Raw genomic sequence first — 17,155 nt, forward strand, 5'->3', positions numbered from 1 at the left:
CGATGTTCAAGAAGTTCCGCGGTCTCTTCTCCAATGACCTGTCCATCGACTTGGGCACCGCAAATACCCTCATCTTCGTCCGCGGCCAGGGCATCGTGCTCAACGAGCCGTCGGTCGTCGCCGTGCGCCAGGACCGCAGCGCCGGCCAGAAGGTCGTCGCCGCCGTCGGCACCGAGGCCAAGCAGATGCTCGGCCGCACGCCCGGCAACATCACCACGCATCGCCCGATGAAAGACGGCGTCATCGCCGATTTCACCTACACCGAGGAGATGCTGAAGTACTTCATCAAGAAGGTGCACAAGTCGCGTTTTCTGCGTCCGAGCCCGCGCGTGCTGATCTGCGTGCCGGCCGGCTCCACCCAGGTGGAGAAGCGCGCCATCAAGGATTCCGCGCTGGAAGCCGGTGCGCGTGACGTGTCACTGATCGAGGAGCCGATGGCGGCCGCGATCGGCGCCGGCCTGCCGGTCACCGAGGCGCGCGGTTCGATGGTCGTCGACATCGGCGGCGGCACCACGGAAGTCGCGGTGATCGCGCTCAACGGCATCGTCTACTCGCAGTCGGCCCGCATCGGCGGCGACCGCTTCGACGAGTCGATCATCAATTACGTGCGCCGCAACCACGGCATGCTGATCGGCGAATCCACCGCCGAGCGCATCAAGCTCGAGATCGGCTGCGCGTATCCGCAGGAACACGTCATGGAGATGGAAGTCTCCGGTCGTCACCTCGCCGAGGGCGTGCCGAAGATCGTCACGATCAGTTCCAACGAAGTGCTCGACGCGCTGCGCGAGCCGCTGTCGGGCATCGTCGAGGCGGTGAAGCAGGCGCTCGAACAGACGCCGCCGGAACTGTGCGCCGACGTCGCCGAGCGCGGCATCGTGCTGACCGGTGGTGGCGCGCTGCTGCGCGACCTCGACCGCCTGATCAGCGAGGCCACCGGCCTGCACGTGCAGGTCGCCGAGGATCCGTTGACCTGCGTCGCCCGCGGTGGCGGTCGTGCGCTGGAGCTGCTGGACCTGCACGGCAACGAGTTCTTCGCGGACTGATGGCATCGGGACCGGCGATCGGCGCGAAGTTCTGGTCGCCACCCGATCGTCGATGTCCTCCAGCGCAGCGGCTCCCGTGCGTTCGCAAGCTCCGCGGTCCCGCCGGTGTCGACGTGCGGCAGGGCCTGTTCTCACGATCGAGATGGGCCCCGGCGTGCGCCGGGGCGACGACAATGCGGCCTTCGACTGTTGAGCCCACGTCCGAGATGACGCCGAGCGACCGCCCCTGATGTCCTCCTACGCCAGCTCTCCCGCGCCCCGGCCCGGCGATGTCGCCGGCACGCTGCGTCTGCTCGCCTATCTCGCGCTGTCGTGTGCGCTGGTGGTCAGTGATCACCAGGGCGGTTGGCTGTCGCAGTTCCGCCAGCAGGCCAGCGTGGCGATGCAGCCGCTGTGGTGGCTGGCCGGTCTGCCGTCGCGTCTGGGCGACAGCATGCGCAACGATGCCGCCACGCGGACGCAACTGTCGGCCGACAACCGCCGCCTGCGCAACGAACTGCTGGTGCTCAACGCCGGCCAGGCGCGCCTGCGCGTCGAAGCAGTGGAAAACGCGCGGCTGCGCGCGCTGCTCGGCGCGGTGGAGCAGGGCAGTCTCGACGTGCAGCTGGCGCCGATCCTCGATGTCGACCAGGACCCCACGCGCCAGCGCCTGCTGCTCGATGCCGGCAGCCGCAACGGCGTGCGTGTCGGCCAGAGCGTCATCGATGCCGGCGGCCTGCTCGGCCAGGTCATCACGGTCACGCCGCTGACCTCGACCGTGCTGCTGGTGACCGATCTCGAACACGCGGTGCCGGTGATCATCGCCCGCAACGGCGTGCGCCTGGTCGCCTACGGCAGCGGCCGCGCCGACCATCTGGCGCTGCGCAACGTGCCGCTGTCGGCCGATGTCGAAGTTGGCGACACGCTGGTGACCTCGGGCCTCGGGGGGCGGTTTCCACCGGGGTTTCCGGTCGGCACGATCACCGAACTGCAACCCGACGACAGCCGCGCGTTCCTGGTCGGCGATCTGACGCCGGCCGCGCAGCTCGACCGCGGTCGCGACGTGCTGCTGCTGCGCGACGTCGTGGTGCCGGTGACGACGGCCGATCTCGAAGCCGCCGCTGCCGAGCGCGAAGCGGCCGCGCGTGCGCAGGCCGAGGCCGATGCCGCGGCTGCGCCCGCCGACGGGACCGAAGCGACAACGCCCGACACCGGCGACACGCCCCCTGCCGACACACCGCCGGCGCCGGCGACGCAAACGCCGCCGCAGACACCGCCCGCGACGCCGCCCGCGCAGGCGCCGCAGCGATGAGCCGTCGCCGCAATCCCTGGATCCTGCCGGCCAGCCTGTTCGTCGCGCTGCTGCTCGGCCTGCTGCCGTTGCCGCCGGGCCTGCAGCCGTTCCGGCCGTTCTGGCTGGCGCTGGTGGTCGCCTACTGGGTGATCGAGGATCCCGATCGCGCCGGTCTGGGCTTCGCGTTCTCGATGGGCCTGATCGCCGATCTCGCCTTCGGCGGGCTGCTCGGCGAGCAGGCGCTACGGCTGGTCATGATGGCCTTCATCCTGCAGCGCTTCCGCTCGCAGCTGCGTTTCTTCCCGGTCGCGCAGCAGGCGCTGGCGATCGGCGGCCTGCTGCTCAACGACCGCATCATCAGCGCGGCGATCCACGTCGCGCTCGGCGTGCCGCAGCTGCCGTGGACGTACTGGCTGGCGCCGCTGATCGGCATGCTGCTGTGGGCGCCGCTGTACCTGGTCATGGACGCACTGCGCTTCGGGCGCAAGTCGTAGCGGAGGCCTGACGCATGGCCAGACGCGGTCGCCGTCCCGACATCCGCAACAACGCCACGGAAGCGGCGGCGTTCCGCACGCGCGCGATCATCGGATTCGGCGCCGTGGTGCTCGCGCTGGGCGTGCTGGCCGGCTGGTATTTCAAGCTGCAGGTCATCGACCACGACATCTACGCCAAGCGCTCGGAGGCCAACCGCATCAAGCCACGGCCGGTGGTGCCGGGGCGCGGGCTGATCCTCGACCGCAAGGGCCGCATCCTCGCCGAGAACGAGCAGGCGTATCGCCTCGAAGTCACGCCCGAAGAAGCCGGCGACACGCGCCGGTTGATCAGCGAGCTGTCGCGGATCATCGCGCTGTCGCCGGACGACATCGCGCGCTTCGATCGCGAGCGCAAAGCGCAGCGCAGCTTCCGCGCGGTCACGCTCAAGCTGCGCATCAGCGAGGACGAGATGGCGCGCTTCGCGCTCGACCGCTGGCGTTTCCCCGGCGTCGAAGTGGTGCCGTATCTCAACCGCTACTACCCCTACGGCGATCTGTTCGCGCACGTGGTCGGCTACGTGGGCCGCACCGACGAGAGCGACGTCGCGCGCTACGGCCAGGCGCATCTGCTGTATCCGCAGACCGGGCGTACGGGCCTGGAGCGGTATTACGACGAGGCCCTGCGCGGCAAGATCGGCTACGAGCAGGTCGAGACGAATGTCGAGGGCCGCGCGCTGCGCCGGCTGGGCCTGCTGCCCGCGACGGCCGGCGCGGATCTGCGCCTGAGCGTGGACGCCGACCTGCAGCAGGCGATGGTGCTGGCCTTCGGGGGTCTGCACGGCTCGGCCGTCGCGGTGGAACCGGCCACCGGCAACATCCTCGGCATGGTCAGCCTGCCGAGCTTCGATCCCAATCTGTTCGTCAACGGCATCTCGCACGACGACTACCGCAGCCTGATGGACGATCCGGCGCGTCCGCTGTTCAACCGCAACGTGCTCGGCGGCGGCCCGCCCGGCTCGACGATCAAGCCGCTGGTCGCACTGGCCGGTGTCGACAGCGGCCTGCGCACGCCCGAATCGCGCGTGTTCTCGACCGGCGAGTTCTTCATCCCCGGCCAGCGCCGCGGCTATCGCGATGCCGCGCGCGGGGCCGGCTGGACCGACCTGCGCGATTCGATCGCGCGTTCGGTGAACTACTACTACTACCAGCTCGCCTACGAGATGGGCATCGAGCGCTTCGACGAGTACATGACGCGCTACGGCTTCGGCCAGCCGACGGGCATCGATCTGCTCGGCGAGAACGCCGGTGTCGTGCCGTCGCCGCGCTTCAAGGCCTCGCGCTCGCGCGAACCCTGGTACGCCGGCGAGACCGTGATCGCCGGCATCGGCCAGGGCTACTGGATCGCGACCGCGCTGCAGCTCGCGCGCGGGACCGCGGCGATCGCCAACGGCGGGCAGCTCAACACCCTGCATCTGGCCAACGAACGCCGCGACGGATTCGACGCGCCGTGGCGCCTGGTGCCGCGCCCGGCCGCGACGTCGATCACCGACAACCCGGCGCATCTGCGTGCGGTGCAGGAGGGCATGGTCACCACGATCCACGGCCGCGGCACCGGCACGCGCATGGCGATCGGCGCCGAGTACCGCATGGCCGGCAAGACCGGCACCGCGCAGCGCGTCAGCCGCCGCGGCAGCGCGAGCATGGATCCGCGCAGCCTGCCGTATCACCTGCGCCACCAGGCGCTGTTCGTCGGCTACGCGCCGGCCGAGAACCCGACGATCGCGCTCGCGATCACCGTCGAACACGGCGGCTACGGCGGCAGCACCGCCGCGCCGATCGCGCGCCGCATCTTCGATGCCTGGCTGCTCGGCAAGATGCCCGAAGTCGAGATCGACGCCGCCACCGGCGCACCGGCCGCCGTGGCCGCGGTCGTACCCGAGGCCGAGCTCGCGCCCGAGCCCTCGTTCGAAGCGGTCGTCGCCGGCGTGCGCACCGCGCCGCGCGATGCCAACGGCAAGTTCCCGGGCGTGACGCTGACGACGGTACCTGCGCCTGCGACGGGCGCACCGCCGACGGAGCCCACGCCATGAACGTGATCCTGCGCTGGCTGCTGGAAATGCTGCAGCGGTTCACCCGCACGCTGGACTGGCCGCTGCTCGCCGCGCTGGTCGCGCTGATGTGCATCGGCCTCGCCGTGCTGCACAGCGCGACCAACCAGAACGTTGCGATGGTCGCCTCGCAGGGCAGCCGCTTCGTCGTCGGACTCGGTGCGATGTGGCTGCTGTCGCGGATTCCCGCCGTGCAGCTGCGTCGTTTCACACCGGCGGCGTATGTCGCCTCGCTGTTGCCGTTGATCGCCGTGCTGTTCATGGGCACCGGCCGCAGCGGCCAGCACTGGCTCAACCTCGGCGTGTTCTACGTGCAGCCGGCCGAGCTGATGAAGCTGTCGCTGCCGATGATGGCCGCCTGGTGGCTGGGCCAGCAGCCCACACCGCCGCGGCTGGGCACGATCGCGATCGCCGCGGCGATCATCGGTCTGCCGACCGGCCTGATCCTGCTGCAACCCGATCTGGGCACCGCGGTGCTGGTGGCCTCGGGCGGGGTGTTCGCGCTGTATCTGGCCGGGCTGTCGTGGTGGTGGTTCATCGGCGGCGCGGCGGCATTCGCGGTGGCCGCCCCGGCGGCATGGTTCTGGTATTTCCAGCAGTACCAGAAGGATCGCATCCTGACCTTCCTCGATCCCGAATCCGATCCGCTGGGCACCGGCTGGAACATCATCCAGTCGAAGATCGCGATCGGTTCGGGTGGCTTTTCGGGGCAGGGCTGGGGTGACGGTTCGCAGTCGCATCTCAACTACGTGCCCGAGCACACCACCGACTTCATCTTCGCGGTGCTGAGCGAGGAGTTCGGCTGGCTCGGTGTGAGCGTCGTGCTGGGCCTTTACCTGTTCATCGTGGGCCGGTGTCTGTGGATCGCAAGCGAGGCGCGCGATGGATTCTCGCGCTTGCTGGTCGGCAGCCTGGGCCTCGCGCTGTTCGTCTACGTCATCGTCAACGGCGGCATGATCTCCGGCCTGCTGCCGGTGGTCGGCGTGCCGATGCCGCTGCTGAGTTTCGGCGGCACCGCGGCGGTCTCGCTATTGGCCGGCTTCGGCGTGGTGATGGCCGTGCAGGCGAGTGCGACGCGGCGTCGCTGAGCGACGTCTCAATCCTTACCGGCCCTGACTGCGCCCGCGCAACGCTGCGTGCCGCGCGCAGGTGCGTGCTAACCTCGCCGCCGATGAGCCGACGCCCTTTTTTCCGACTCGCCGTGGCCGCGCTGCCGTTCGCATTGGCAGCGTGTGCGACCCCCGTCAATCCGTCCGATGGTCATGCCGAGGACTACGGTGCGGTGACGCCGTTGCCCGAGCCTGCGCGCACCGAAGGTGCCCTGCTGGCGCCGGTGCCGCAGCCGCCCGAACGCCCGGTCGCGCCGACCTCGGTCACCGATCCGGCGATTCCGCGCGCGCAACGTGTCGAGAACTTCGTCGACTACACCGTGCAGACCTACGGCGCCGATCCGGCGCACGTGCGCAGCGTGCTGGCGAAGGCGCAGGTGCAGCAGGCGATCCTCACCGCGATCAGCCGCCCGGCCGAAGCCGTGCGTCCGTGGCGCGACTACCGCCCGATCTTCATCAACGACGCGCGCATCAACGGTGGCGTGGCGTTCTACCGCGAAAACCGCGCCGCGCTCGATCGCGTGGCTGCCGAGACCGGCGTGCCGGCCGAGTACATCGTCGCGATCATCGGTGTGGAAACCAGCTACGGCCGCATCACCGGCAACTGGAAGGTGATCGACGCGCTATACACGCTGTCGTTCGACTACGCGCCGCGCGCGCCGTTCTTCGCGGGCGAACTCGCGCAGCTGTTCGCGTTGGAGAAGGCCGAGCCGCAGCTCGACATCGGTGAGCTCAAGGGCAGCTATGCCGGTGCGATGGGCATGGGCCAGTTCATGCCGTCGAGCTATCGCCTGTGGGCGAAGGACGGCGACGGCGATGGCCGCCGCGACCTGCTGACCCACAAGCCCGACGTGTTCGCGTCGATCGCCAACTACTTCGTCGTACACGGCTGGCAGCGTGGTGGCCCGGTCGTGGCCCGCGCGCAGCGCGCTGCCTCGGCAGCCGACTTCAAGCCGGAGAACTGGGATCCGGTGTACCCGCTGGCCGATCTGGCCAGGCGCGGCTACACGCCGGCGCCCGGTCAGCCGACCGCGGAAGGCGCCACGCTGCTGTCGCTCGATGGCGAGGCCGGCATGGAGTACTGGCTGGCGTACCGCAACTTCTACGTGATCACCCGCTACAACCGCTCGCCGATGTATTCGCTGTCGGTGCACCAGCTCGCGCAGGCGATCCGGGCCGGGGTCGGTCCGTGATCCGATGGCTGCTGCCGCTGGCGGCGGTGGCCCTGCTCGCGGGCTGCGCGGGCAACGCCAAGCGCGGCGCCACACCGGCCGCCGGCAGCACGGTGTCGGCACCGGCAGCGCACGGCGGCAGCGCACACCGGCCGGCATCCGGCCAGAACCGTGTCTCGCCCTACGCGCCTGCGCAGGAAGACCCGAACACGCGTGGCCATTACACCGCCGGGGGCCTGTACCGCCCGGGCGTGCCCGACAGCCTCCCCGACTACCTGCCCAACGTCGACGCGATTCCGGAACCGGAGGTCGTCGACCTGCCGCGTTCGCCGGTCGGCAACCGCAGCCCCTACCAGGTGCTGGGCAAGAGCTACCGCGTGCTCGACGATCACAGCGAGTTCGCCGAGACCGGCACCGCGTCCTATTACGGCGCCAAGTTCCACGGCCGCCTGACCTCGAACCGCGAGGTCTACGACATGTACGCGTTCACCGCCGCGCACAAGTCGCTGCCGCTGCCGAGCTTCGCGCGGGTGACCAATCTCGACAACGGCAAGTCGGTGATCGTGCGTGTCAACGATCGCGGCCCGTTTCACGAAGGTCGCGTCGTCGATCTGAGCTACGCCGCCGCGGTGAAGATCGGCATCCATCCCGCCGGCACCGGCCGCGTCGAAGTGCGCGCGCTGAGCCCGGGCGAGAACGCCCGCAACGATTACGATGCCGTCGCCAGCGCGCCCCCTCCTACGGCTGCACCTGTGCCCCGCGCCACCGCCGCCGCCGCCACGACCTCGGCCGCCGGCAGTGCGATGGACGCCATCGTCGAAGCGCTGCCGATCGCCAGCGCCCAGGCCGGCGAGCGTCCCGCGCCCGCGCCGCAGGGCGATGCGTCGAACGGCCGCTTCAACATGTACCAGAACGGCAAGGTCATGACCGCCGACGATTTCGACGCCTGGCTCGCCTCGCGCGGGATCAAGCTCGAGAACGGCCGCCAAGTGCCGCTGCATCCGCAGCCTGCAGCCACGCCGGCAGCCACGGGCGCCGCCCCGGTTGCCGTGGCTGCGGTGACCGCGCCGACGCCGACGCCAGCGCCGGTCCGCACGGCCGCTGCCGCCCTGGGCGGCGTGACCCTGCAGGTCGCCGCCTTCGGCGCCCGCGCCAACGCCGAACGCGCGCTCGCCACGTTGCGTGGCGCCGGGATCGCCGCAGCCCAGCTGCAGGACGGCACCGCCGCCGGCAAGCCGGTCTGGCGCCTGCGCGTGGGTCCGGTCGAAGCCACGCAGGTCGCCGAAGTGTCCTCGCGCGTCGCCGGCCTCGGCTTCGGCGCGCCCACCGTCGTCCGCGATTGAATCCTTTCCATCAACCGCCGGTCGACGCGGCCGGTTCCCCGGAGTTGTGCATTACATGAAAGTGTCCGTAGTCGTTTCGCGCATGTTGCTGGCCGCGCTGGCCACCGCCACGGTGGGCATCGCCGTCGCGCAGGATCCCGCGCCCACGCCGCAGCCCGCGCCCCGGCCTGCCGCGCCTGCCGCCGCCGCGCCTGCGCTCAGCGACGACCTGCCGACGCCGCCCCCGCCGACCATCACCGGCACCGCCTGGGTGGTCATGGATTACGCCACCGGCCAGATCCTGGCGGGCGAGAACGAAGACCAGCGCGTCGAGCCGGCCAGCATCACCAAGGTGATGACCAGCTACGTGATCGCCGCCGAGCTCGCGGCCGGCAAGATCAAGCCCGACGACCAGGTGCTGATGAGCGAGAACGCCTGGCGCAAGGGCGGCGCCGGCACCGACGGCAGCTACAGCGGCTTCCCGGTCAACCAGACCGCGCCGCTGCTGGACATGGAAATCGGCATGGTCGTGCAGTCCGGCAACGATGCCGCGATCGCACTCGCCGAGCACGTCGCCGGCAGCGAGGAAGCCTTCGCCCAGCTGATGAACGCCTACGCCGCGCGCATCGGCATGAAGAACAGCCACTTCGAGAATGCGACCGGTCTGTCCGGCCCGGAGCACTACTCGACCGCGCGCGATCTGGCGATCCTCGGCCGCGCGATGGTGCGCGACTTCCCCGAGGAATACGCGCACAACAAGATCAAGGAATTCACCGTCGGGCCGATCACCCAGCACAACCGCAACCGCCTGCTGTGGCGCGACGACAGCGTCGACGGCATCAAGACCGGTCACCACAGCGGCGCCGGCTATTGCCTGATGGCGTCGGCCCTGCGCGGCGACCAGCGTCTGGTCTCGGTGGTGATGGGCTCGACCAGCGAGGCGCAGCGCGCCACCGATTCGCTGGCGCTGCTCAACTGGGGCTTCCGGTTCTTCGAAACCCACGCCGTCTACGACGCCGGCAAGGCCGTCGCCACGCAGAAGGTCTGGAAGGGCAAGACCAACGAAGTGCAGCTGGGCGTCGCCGAGCCGATGCTGGTCTCGATGCCGCGCGGCAAGTACGCGCAGCTCAAGCCGTCGATGGACATCCCGCAGACGCTGGAAGCCCCGATCGAAAAGGGCCAGGCCATCGGCACCGTGCGCGTCGAGCTCGACGGCAAGGTCATCGCCGAGCGTCCGCTGGTCGCGCTGGAAGCGGTGGAAGAAGCCGGCTTCTTCAAGCGCCTGTGGCACGAGTTCCTGATGTGGTGGAACGCCTAAGCGCGGGTGCTTCGCGGCTTCATTGGAGCCGCGTGTGTGTCTCCTTCCCCCGTTTGCGGGGGGCGGCCGGGATGGGGGCCGAACGTTCCGGTTGAGTGGACAACTGTGCCTCACGAGCCGGTCGCGCGATGACTCGCGAGCGCCGACCTGACTGTTCGCCCCCACCCAACCCTTTCCCGCAATGCTGGGCAGGACTTCGCGTCGTCGAACGGTCGCCACCGCTTGGGTTCGGCGACCTCTGCCCCGATAATCCCGCGATGGATATCTCCTCCGACAACCCCGACCACGGCTTCCAGTTTCCTGGCGTGTTCGAGATCACCGCGATGGGACCGGCGGACGCCGGGCTCGACGCCGAGATCCCGCGCCTGCTGGCCGCCGCCGGTATCGCCGTGCTCCACGAAACCGTCACCGCGCGCGAGTCGAGCGGCGGCAAGTACGTGTCGATCAAGCTCAGCTTCCGCGCCGAGACGCGCGCGCAGTACGACGCCGCGCACGCGGCCCTGCGCGACCATCCCGAAGTGAAGTGGACGCTGTAACGCTTCGAACGGGACGCCGCACATGATCCGCCAGCTGCTCTATCGCAGCGGCCAGCTGTACGAATTCACCGTGCCGGACATGGTGCGTCTGCTGCTGCGCAGCCGCGCCTACAACGCGCGTCACGGCATCGGCGGCATGCTGCTGTGGCAGGACGGGCTGTTCATGCAGCTGCTCGAAGGCCCGGCCGCCGCGGTGGATGCGCTGTACGCACGCATCGCCGCCGATCCACGCCATTGCGAGGTACGCCTGATGGTCCGCGCCGAACGCACCGCCCCGCTGTTGCCCGGCTGGCACATGGCCTGGAGCGAGGCGTCGCTGGACGGCGAGGCGCCGGCCTTCGACGGGCTCGACACCGACGCCACCGCGCTGGCCCTGCTGGAGGGCGCCCGCAGCGATCGCGTTGCGGCAGCGATGCGCGATTTCCTGCACGGCGCGCCGGTGCCCGCGGGTGGACTCGGCTGCGCGCGGGTCATGGAGCGCGTGCTGTGAGCAGCCCGGCGATCGTCCGCCAGCTCGGCCGGCAGCCCTACGAACCGGTCTGGCGCGCGATGCAGCGCTTCACCGATGCGCGCGGCGCCGAGGGCGGCGACGAGCTGTGGGTGGTCGAACACGCTCCGGTGTTCACGCTCGGCCAGGCCGGCAAGCCCGAACACGTGCTCGCGGCCGGCGACATCCCGGTGGTGCAGGTCGATCGCGGCGGCCAGGTGACCTATCACGGTCCCGGCCAGCTGGTGGTCTATCCGCTGCTGAACCTGCCGCGGCTCAAGATCGGCGTGCGCGAGTACGTCTGCAAGATCGAGCAGTCGATCATCGACACGCTGGGCGACTGGAACATCGAGGCCGTGCGCCGCGACGGCGCGCCGGGCGTTTACGTCAACGACGCCAAGATCGCCGCGCTCGGCATCCGCGTGCGCCGTGGCTGCACCTTCCACGGCCTCGCATTCAACGTCGCGATGGATCTGGAACCCTTCCAGCGCATCAATCCCTGCGGCTATGCAGGCCTGCAGGTGGTGTCGCTGGCCGATCTGGGCGGTCCGTCCTCGCCCGGTGCCGTGGCACCGATGCTGCTCGAGAATCTGGCCGCGCAGTTCGGGCTGTCGCTGTCCGAAGGCCCGCCGCCGGCGCTTCAGCCCGCTGAATGACACGCAGCGTCCCCGGCAGCCGGCAAGACAGTGCCGGGGCAGGGGCCTACAATGACCCTCCGACCGCAGTCCTGGCCGCCATGTCCTCTTCCGTCGACAAATCGATCCCGCTGCAGGTGGTGTCCACGCCGCCGCCGGCGTCGCTGCAGACCGGCGTCAAGCAGGTGGCGGGCGACAAGATCGCGCGCTCGCCGGTGCAGTTCGCCGATGCGCCCGTGCTGCGCAAGCCGTCGTGGATCCGTGTGCGCATTCCGTCCAACGGCGCGGTCGCCGCGCTGAAGTCGAAGCTGCGCGAGAACCGTCTGGTCACGGTCTGCGAGGAAGCCAGCTGCCCGAACATCCACGAATGCTTCGGCCACGGCACCGCGACCTTCATGATCCTCGGCGAGGTCTGCACCCGCCGCTGCTCGTTCTGCGACGTCGCCCACGGCCGGCCCAAGCCGCCGGATGCCAGCGAGCCGCTGAACCTCGCGAACACCGTCGCCGACATGGGCCTGAAGTACGTCGTGATCACGTCGGTCGACCGCGACGACCTGCGCGACGGCGGTGCCCAGCATTTCGTCGACTGCATCCGCGAAGTGCGCAAGCAGTCGCCGCACATCCGTATCGAGGTGCTGACGCCCGACTTCCGCGGCAAGGGCCGCATGGAGCGCGCGCTGGAGATCCTCAAGACCGATCCGCCGGACGTGTTCAACCACAACGTCGAGACGGTGCCCGATCTCTACCGCAACGTGCGCCCGGGCGCGGACTACCAGTGGTCGCTCGACCTGCTGAAGAAGTTCAAGGCCCAGCATCCGGGCGTGCCGACCAAGTCCGGCATCATGCTCGGCCTCGGCGAAACCATGGAACAGGTGCAGGGCACGCTGCGCGACCTGCGCGCGCACGATGTCGACATGGTCACCATCGGCCAGTACCTGCAGCCGAGCGCGCACCACCACCCGGTGCTGCGTTACTGGACGCCGGACGAGTTCCGCGCGCTCGAGGACTACGGCATGGCGCTGGGTTTCAGCCACGTCGCCTCCGGCCCGCTGGTGCGCTCGTCATATCACGCCGACCAGCAGGCGATGGACGCCGGCGTCGCCGCCTGAGCCCGGCGCGGGCGCCGGGCGCCCGCGACTGACGCCGCGATGAACGCAGCGTCGATTCATCCTGTTTCCGTACAGTCGATTGCATGCAACGTGCAACTTTCGGCACTGTCGACGCGTCAGTTCACGCGACACGCTCGAAGGCATGTCGCATGATGACCGCATCCGCAATCCAGGACCCTGCATGAAAGCTTCCCGCGTCGTTTCCGGCTCCCTGATCGCCCTCGCGCTGGCGGTGCCGCTCGCGCTGATGGCCAGGCCTGACGCCATCGCCGATGTGCCGATGACGCCGAACGCCGACCAGGTGGCCGCGTCGAAGCTGGTCTACGGATTGCTGTCCGACAGCCGCTACGCCTACCGGCCGCGCGCGCTCGACGGCACGCTGTCGGGCGAGATCTTCGACCGCTATTTCGAGAATCTCGACGCCGGCAAGCTGTTCTTCACCCAGCAGGACATCGCCCGCTTCGAGCCGCTGCGCGCGGGCATGGGCGCGGCCGTCCGCGACGGCGACGTGGCCCCGGCCCTCGAGGTCTTCGCGCTGTACAAGCAGCGCGTCAACGAGCGCATCACCGGCGCGCGTGAACTGCTCAAGCAGGACATCTTCGATTTCAGCGGCAATGACCGCTGGGAGTACGACCGCGAGGACGCGCCGTGGGCCGCGGATTCGGCCGAGCTCGACGCGCTGTGGCGCCAGTCGGTGCGCAACGACTGGCTGCGCCTGAAGCTCGCCGGCAAGGCCGACGACGAGATCCGCAAGACGCTCGACCGTCGCTACCTCAACACCGCGAACACGGTCGCCGCGCTCAACAACGAGGACGCCTTCAGCAGTTTCCTCAACGCCTACACCGGCTCGATCGATCCGCACACCGACTACTTCAACCCGCGTGCGGCGCGTCTGTTCAACCAGAGCATGTCGCTGTCGCTCGAAGGCATCGGCGCGCAGCTGCAGAAGCAGGACGACGTGGTGGTGATCCGCGAGGTCATCGCGGGCGGTCCCGCCGCGATCAGCAACCGCTTCAAGCCGGGCGATCGCATCGTCGGCGTCGGCCAGGGCACCAACGGCCCGATGGAAGACGTGATCGGCTGGCGCATCGACGACGTGGTCGACAAGATCAAGGGCCCGAAGGACACCCAAGTGCGCCTGGACGTCATTCCGGCCGAAGCCACGCTCGACAGCGAGCCGGTGCGCATCACGCTGACCCGTGCGCGCGTGCGTCTGGAAGAGCAGGCGGCCAAGGCCGAGACGCTGACGTTGCCGGCCGATACCGAAGGCGGCCGCGAGAAGCAGATCGGCGTGATCAAGCTGCCGGCGTTCTACCAGGACTTCGAAGGTCGCCGGAACCGCGATGGCGAGTACGCATCGGCGACGCGCGACGTCGCGCGCCTGCTCGAAGCGTTCAAGACCCAGAAGGTCGACGGTGTGGTGCTCGACCTGCGCAACAACGGCGGCGGTTCGCTCAACGAGGCGGTCGAGCTGACCGGTCTCTTCATCGACCAGGGGCCGGTGGTGCAGGTGCGCGAATCCGGCGGCCGCGTCGGCGTGCAGGGCGATCGCGAACCGGGCGTGGCCTGGGACGGTCCGCTGGCGGTGCTGATCAACCGCGGTTCGGCGTCGGCGTCGGAGATCGTCGCCGGTGCGATCCAGGATTACGGCCGCGGCCTGATCATCGGCGAGACCACCTTCGGCAAGGGCACGGTGCAGAATCTGGTCGACCTCGACCGCTGGCCAGCGAACGAGACCAAGCGCTTCGGCCAGGTGAAGCTGACCATCGCGCAGTTCTTCCTGCCCGGCGGCAGCAGCACCCAGAACAAGGGCGTCGAGCCGGACATCCATTTCCCGGTGACGGTCGATGCGACCGAGTTCGGCGAGAGCACCTACGACAACGCCCTGCCGTGGACGCGCATCGCCGCCGTGCCGCATACCCAGTACGGCGATTTCGCGCCGCTGCTGCCGCGCCTCGAACAGCTGCACGAGACGCGTGTGGCGACGGACAAGGAATTCGTCTGGTGGGCCGAGGACATCGCTGAATTCCGCGCCGAGCGCGAGAAGAAGTTCGTGTCGCTCAACGAGGCCGAGCGTCGCGCCGAGCGGGATCGCCAGACCGAGAAGCGTCAGGTGCGTCAGGAAGAACGTCGCGCGCTGGGTCTGGAACTCGATCCGCTGGCCGAGGATTCGGACGACGACGGCCTGCAGGCCAACGAGCGTGCGATCGCCCAGCAGAACCGTCTGGAGAAGGCGGCCGAAGAGCGTCCCGATCCGCTGCTGCGCGAATCGGCGGCGATCCTGGCCGATGCGGTGCGCCTGCTCAACGCCGACCGCGATCTGTCGGCGACGGTGCTGCCGGAGTCCACCGCGCCGGGCCGCTGGGCGCGCTGAGCCGCTGGCAGGTGTGCGAACGAAGCCGTCGCGGGTGACCGCGGCGGCTTTTTTTTCGGGGCGTCTTTGTCGGGGCGTCCGCACGGATTTCGGCACCCCGATACCGTCATTCCGGCGAACGCCGGAATCCAGCGACTTCAGGCGCTTGGGCGGAGGCAACGTCACTGGATTCCGGCGTTCGCCGGAACGACGGTGCTGGGAATCCCGGCATCCGCTTACGTTCTCGCGCCACCGCACCGCTGCAACACCATCATTCCAGCCGTGCAACGGGCCGCGGGCGTAGAATTCCGCTCCGCATTCGCGGCTTCTCCTCCTGTCTCCGGAACCCCCATGAGCGTCGCGCCGGTGTCGCGTCCCGCCTCGGTCCTGGCCATCGCGCTGGCGCTGGCGGCCGTCTATCTCGTCTGGGGGTCGACCTATCTGGCGATCCGGTTCGCGCTCGAAGGCGGCTATCCGCCGCTGTTGATGGCGGGCATGCGCTTCATCGTCGCCGGTGGCCTGATGTACGCCGCGCTGCGGCTGCGCGGTGTGCCGGCGCCGACGCGCAACCAGTGGAAGACCCTGCTCGCAATGGGCGTGCTGCTGCTCGGTCTGGGCAACGGCATGGTCTGCATCGCCGAACAGAGCGTGTCGTCGGGTCTGGCCGCGGTGGCGGTCGCGTCGGCGCCGATCTGGATCGCATTGTTCGCGGCGATCCGCGGCGATCGTCCCTCGCGTATCGAATGGGCCGGTCTCGCGGTCGGCTTCGCCGGCGTGCTGTGGCTCAACGCCGGCAGTTCGCTGACCGCGACGCCGACCGGTCTGATCGCCTTGCTGATCGCGCCGCTGGCCTGGGCTTTCGGTTCGGTGTGGAGCCGCGGCCGGGATCTGCCGTCACCGTTCATGGCGGCGGCGGCGCAGATGCTCGCCGGCGGCGTGATCATCCTCGCGGTGGGCCTGCTGATCGGCGAACGCTTCCATGAGCTGCCGACGCTCAAGGGCACGCTGTCGGTCGCGTATCTCGCGTCCTTCGGTTCGATCATCGGCTTCACCGCCTACGTCTGGCTGCTGCACAACGTGCGCCCGACGCTCGCCGGCAGCTATGCCTACGTCAATCCGGCGATCGCGGTGCTGCTCGGCGCCTGGCTCGCGTCGGAGCGCTTCCATGTCAACGATCTCGGTGCGATGGCGGTGATCCTGGTCGCGGTGGTCGCGATCACGCTCGGTCGCGCGCGTGCGAAGAAGGTCGTGCCGACGCCGGCCGCAGCGGTCGCCGGAGAAGACCCATGATCGACGCCGCGCAGAGCCGTCGCGGATTGTGGATCGCGGTCGCGGCGTTCGTGATCTGGGGCCTGATGCCGCTGTACTGGTATCTGCTGCGTCACGTGCCGTCGCTGCAGATCGTGCTGCACCGCTCGATCTGGTGCGCGATTCTCGTCGCCGCGTTTCTGACCATCCGCCAGGGCCGCGGCTGGCTGCGCGAAATCCTCGCGCAACCGAAGCTCGCCGGCATGCTCGCGATGTCGGGCTGTCTGATCGCGGCCAACTGGGCGCTCTACGTGTGGGCCGTCAACAGCGGCCACGTGGTCGAGGCGAGCCTGGGCTACTTCATCAATCCGCTGCTCAACGTCGTCATCGGCGTGGTGTTCCTGCGCGAACGGCTGTCGCTGCCGCAGTGGATCGCGGTCGCGCTGGCCGGCGGCGGCGTCGCGTGGCTGACCTTCAACTACGGCAGTTTTCCGTGGATCGCGCTGTGTCTGGCGACCTCGTTCGCGCTGTATGGACTGATCCGCAAGTTCGCCGCGGTCGAAGCGGTGCAGGGACTCGGCGTCGAGAACCTGTTCGTGTTCGGTCCTGCGCTGCTCGCACTGGTGTGGTTCGAGACCCAGGGCGGCGGCGGTTTCTTCTCGCTGCGCTGGGGTGGACTCACCGACGTGCTGCTGGTGCTCGGCGGCGCGCTGACCGCGATCCCGCTGATCTGTTTCGCCTATGCGGTGCGCCGCGTGCCGCTGACCGTGGTCGGCCTGCTGCAGTACATCGGTCCCACGCTGCAGCTGCTGCTGGGCGTGTTCTTCTTCGGCGAAGCCTTCGGCATCGACCGCGCGGTCGGCTTCGGCTTCATCTGGGTCGGGCTGGTGGTGTTCGCGGTCGACGGCTATCTGCAATCGCGTCGGCGGATCGTCGCGCAGCAGGCCTAACAGGGACGACCTGCTGGTG

At 69.3% G+C, this 17,155-nt stretch carries 15 protein-coding genes; all 15 read left to right on the plus strand.

The window, feature by feature from the left end; genetic code table 11:
* Nucleotides 1-2 precede the first annotated feature (2 nt).
* The 15 genes from V3391_RS15475 to rarD all read left to right on the plus strand — a co-directional run bounded on the left by V3391_RS15475 (nt 3) and on the right by rarD (nt 17,136).
* Nucleotides 3-1,043: a rod shape-determining protein gene (locus tag V3391_RS15475; protein WP_332079324.1), complete on the plus strand. Its 1,041-nt coding sequence runs from the start codon at nt 3-5 to the stop codon at nt 1,041-1,043.
* Nucleotides 1,044-1,272: 229 nt separating this feature from the next.
* Nucleotides 1,273-2,334, plus strand: a complete 1,062-nt coding sequence (mreC, locus tag V3391_RS15480; protein ID WP_332079325.1) for a rod shape-determining protein MreC — start codon at nt 1,273-1,275, stop codon at nt 2,332-2,334.
* A complete protein-coding gene (mreD, locus tag V3391_RS15485) occupies nt 2,331-2,810 on the plus strand; it encodes a rod shape-determining protein MreD (protein ID WP_332079326.1) in 480 nt (159 codons plus the stop codon). The genes mreC and mreD overlap by 4 nt, the downstream gene beginning before the upstream one ends.
* A 14-nt stretch (nt 2,811-2,824) precedes the next feature.
* Nucleotides 2,825-4,879, plus strand: a complete 2,055-nt coding sequence (mrdA, locus tag V3391_RS15490; RefSeq protein ID WP_332079327.1) for a penicillin-binding protein 2 — start codon at nt 2,825-2,827, stop codon at nt 4,877-4,879.
* Complete coding sequence (rodA, locus tag V3391_RS15495) at nt 4,876-5,985, plus strand: rod shape-determining protein RodA (RefSeq protein WP_232147787.1); 1,110 nt, start codon at nt 4,876-4,878, stop codon at nt 5,983-5,985. The genes mrdA and rodA overlap by 4 nt, the downstream gene beginning before the upstream one ends.
* A gap of 83 nt (nt 5,986-6,068) precedes the next feature.
* Nucleotides 6,069-7,199, plus strand: a complete 1,131-nt coding sequence (gene mltB / locus V3391_RS15500) for a lytic murein transglycosylase B (protein WP_332079328.1) — start codon at nt 6,069-6,071, stop codon at nt 7,197-7,199.
* Entirely contained in the window at nt 7,196-8,521 is a 1,326-nt protein-coding gene (locus V3391_RS15505; RefSeq protein WP_332079329.1) for a septal ring lytic transglycosylase RlpA family protein, read from the plus strand. Before mltB ends, V3391_RS15505 begins: the two co-directional genes overlap by 4 nt.
* 55 nt (nt 8,522-8,576) lie before the next feature.
* A complete protein-coding gene (locus V3391_RS15510) occupies nt 8,577-9,818 on the plus strand; it encodes a D-alanyl-D-alanine carboxypeptidase family protein (protein ID WP_425497275.1) in 1,242 nt (413 codons plus the stop codon).
* A 257-nt stretch (nt 9,819-10,075) separates the two neighbouring features.
* On the plus strand, nt 10,076-10,354 hold the full coding sequence (locus tag V3391_RS15515) for a DUF493 family protein (protein WP_332079330.1): 279 nt from the start codon (nt 10,076-10,078) through the stop codon (nt 10,352-10,354).
* A 22-nt stretch (nt 10,355-10,376) separates the two neighbouring features.
* Nucleotides 10,377-10,844 (plus strand): BLUF domain-containing protein, encoded by a 468-nt coding sequence (locus tag V3391_RS15520; protein ID WP_332079331.1) that lies wholly within the window; start codon nt 10,377-10,379, stop codon nt 10,842-10,844.
* Nucleotides 10,814-11,497 (plus strand): lipoyl(octanoyl) transferase LipB, encoded by a 684-nt coding sequence (gene lipB, locus V3391_RS15525; RefSeq protein WP_332079708.1) that lies wholly within the window; start codon nt 10,814-10,816, stop codon nt 11,495-11,497. The genes V3391_RS15520 and lipB overlap by 31 nt, the downstream gene beginning before the upstream one ends.
* An 80-nt stretch (nt 11,498-11,577) precedes the next feature.
* Nucleotides 11,578-12,585 (plus strand): lipoyl synthase, encoded by a 1,008-nt coding sequence (lipA, locus tag V3391_RS15530; RefSeq protein WP_332079333.1) that lies wholly within the window; start codon nt 11,578-11,580, stop codon nt 12,583-12,585.
* 181 nt (nt 12,586-12,766) lie between these two features.
* Nucleotides 12,767-14,959 carry a carboxy terminal-processing peptidase gene (locus V3391_RS15535; RefSeq protein ID WP_332079334.1) on the plus strand — a complete coding sequence of 731 codons (2,193 nt, stop codon included), beginning with the start codon at nt 12,767-12,769 and terminating at the stop codon, nt 14,957-14,959.
* A 330-nt stretch (nt 14,960-15,289) separates the two neighbouring features.
* Nucleotides 15,290-16,228: a drug/metabolite exporter YedA gene (yedA, locus tag V3391_RS15540; RefSeq protein ID WP_332079335.1), complete on the plus strand. Its 939-nt coding sequence runs from the start codon at nt 15,290-15,292 to the stop codon at nt 16,226-16,228.
* Nucleotides 16,225-17,136 carry an EamA family transporter RarD gene (gene rarD, locus V3391_RS15545; RefSeq protein WP_332079336.1) on the plus strand — a complete coding sequence of 304 codons (912 nt, stop codon included), beginning with the start codon at nt 16,225-16,227 and terminating at the stop codon, nt 17,134-17,136. The genes yedA and rarD overlap by 4 nt, the downstream gene beginning before the upstream one ends.
* Nucleotides 17,137-17,155: the final 19 nt, after the last annotated feature.

Origin of the sequence: Luteimonas flava, from assembly GCF_036584485.1 — a bacterium.
Classification (GTDB): Bacteria; Pseudomonadota; Gammaproteobacteria; order Xanthomonadales; family Xanthomonadaceae; genus Luteimonas; species Luteimonas flava.

Coding starts and splice junctions, on each gene's coding strand:
- yedA (WP_332079335.1), top strand. CDS start 15,290: ATGAGCGTCGCGCCGGTGTCGCGTCCCGCCTCGGTCCTGGCCATCGCG.
- mrdA (WP_332079327.1), top strand. CDS start 2,825: ATGGCCAGACGCGGTCGCCGTCCCGACATCCGCAACAACGCCACGGAA.
- rodA (WP_232147787.1), top strand. CDS start 4,876: ATGAACGTGATCCTGCGCTGGCTGCTGGAAATGCTGCAGCGGTTCACC.
- V3391_RS15515 (WP_332079330.1), top strand. CDS start 10,076: ATGGATATCTCCTCCGACAACCCCGACCACGGCTTCCAGTTTCCTGGC.
- V3391_RS15510 (WP_425497275.1), top strand. CDS start 8,577: ATGAAAGTGTCCGTAGTCGTTTCGCGCATGTTGCTGGCCGCGCTGGCC.
- mreD (WP_332079326.1), top strand. CDS start 2,331: ATGAGCCGTCGCCGCAATCCCTGGATCCTGCCGGCCAGCCTGTTCGTC.
- mreC (WP_332079325.1), top strand. CDS start 1,273: ATGTCCTCCTACGCCAGCTCTCCCGCGCCCCGGCCCGGCGATGTCGCC.
- mltB (WP_332079328.1), top strand. CDS start 6,069: ATGAGCCGACGCCCTTTTTTCCGACTCGCCGTGGCCGCGCTGCCGTTC.
- rarD (WP_332079336.1), top strand. CDS start 16,225: ATGATCGACGCCGCGCAGAGCCGTCGCGGATTGTGGATCGCGGTCGCG.
- lipA (WP_332079333.1), top strand. CDS start 11,578: ATGTCCTCTTCCGTCGACAAATCGATCCCGCTGCAGGTGGTGTCCACG.
- V3391_RS15535 (WP_332079334.1), top strand. CDS start 12,767: ATGAAAGCTTCCCGCGTCGTTTCCGGCTCCCTGATCGCCCTCGCGCTG.
- V3391_RS15475 (WP_332079324.1), top strand. CDS start 3: ATGTTCAAGAAGTTCCGCGGTCTCTTCTCCAATGACCTGTCCATCGAC.
- V3391_RS15520 (WP_332079331.1), top strand. CDS start 10,377: ATGATCCGCCAGCTGCTCTATCGCAGCGGCCAGCTGTACGAATTCACC.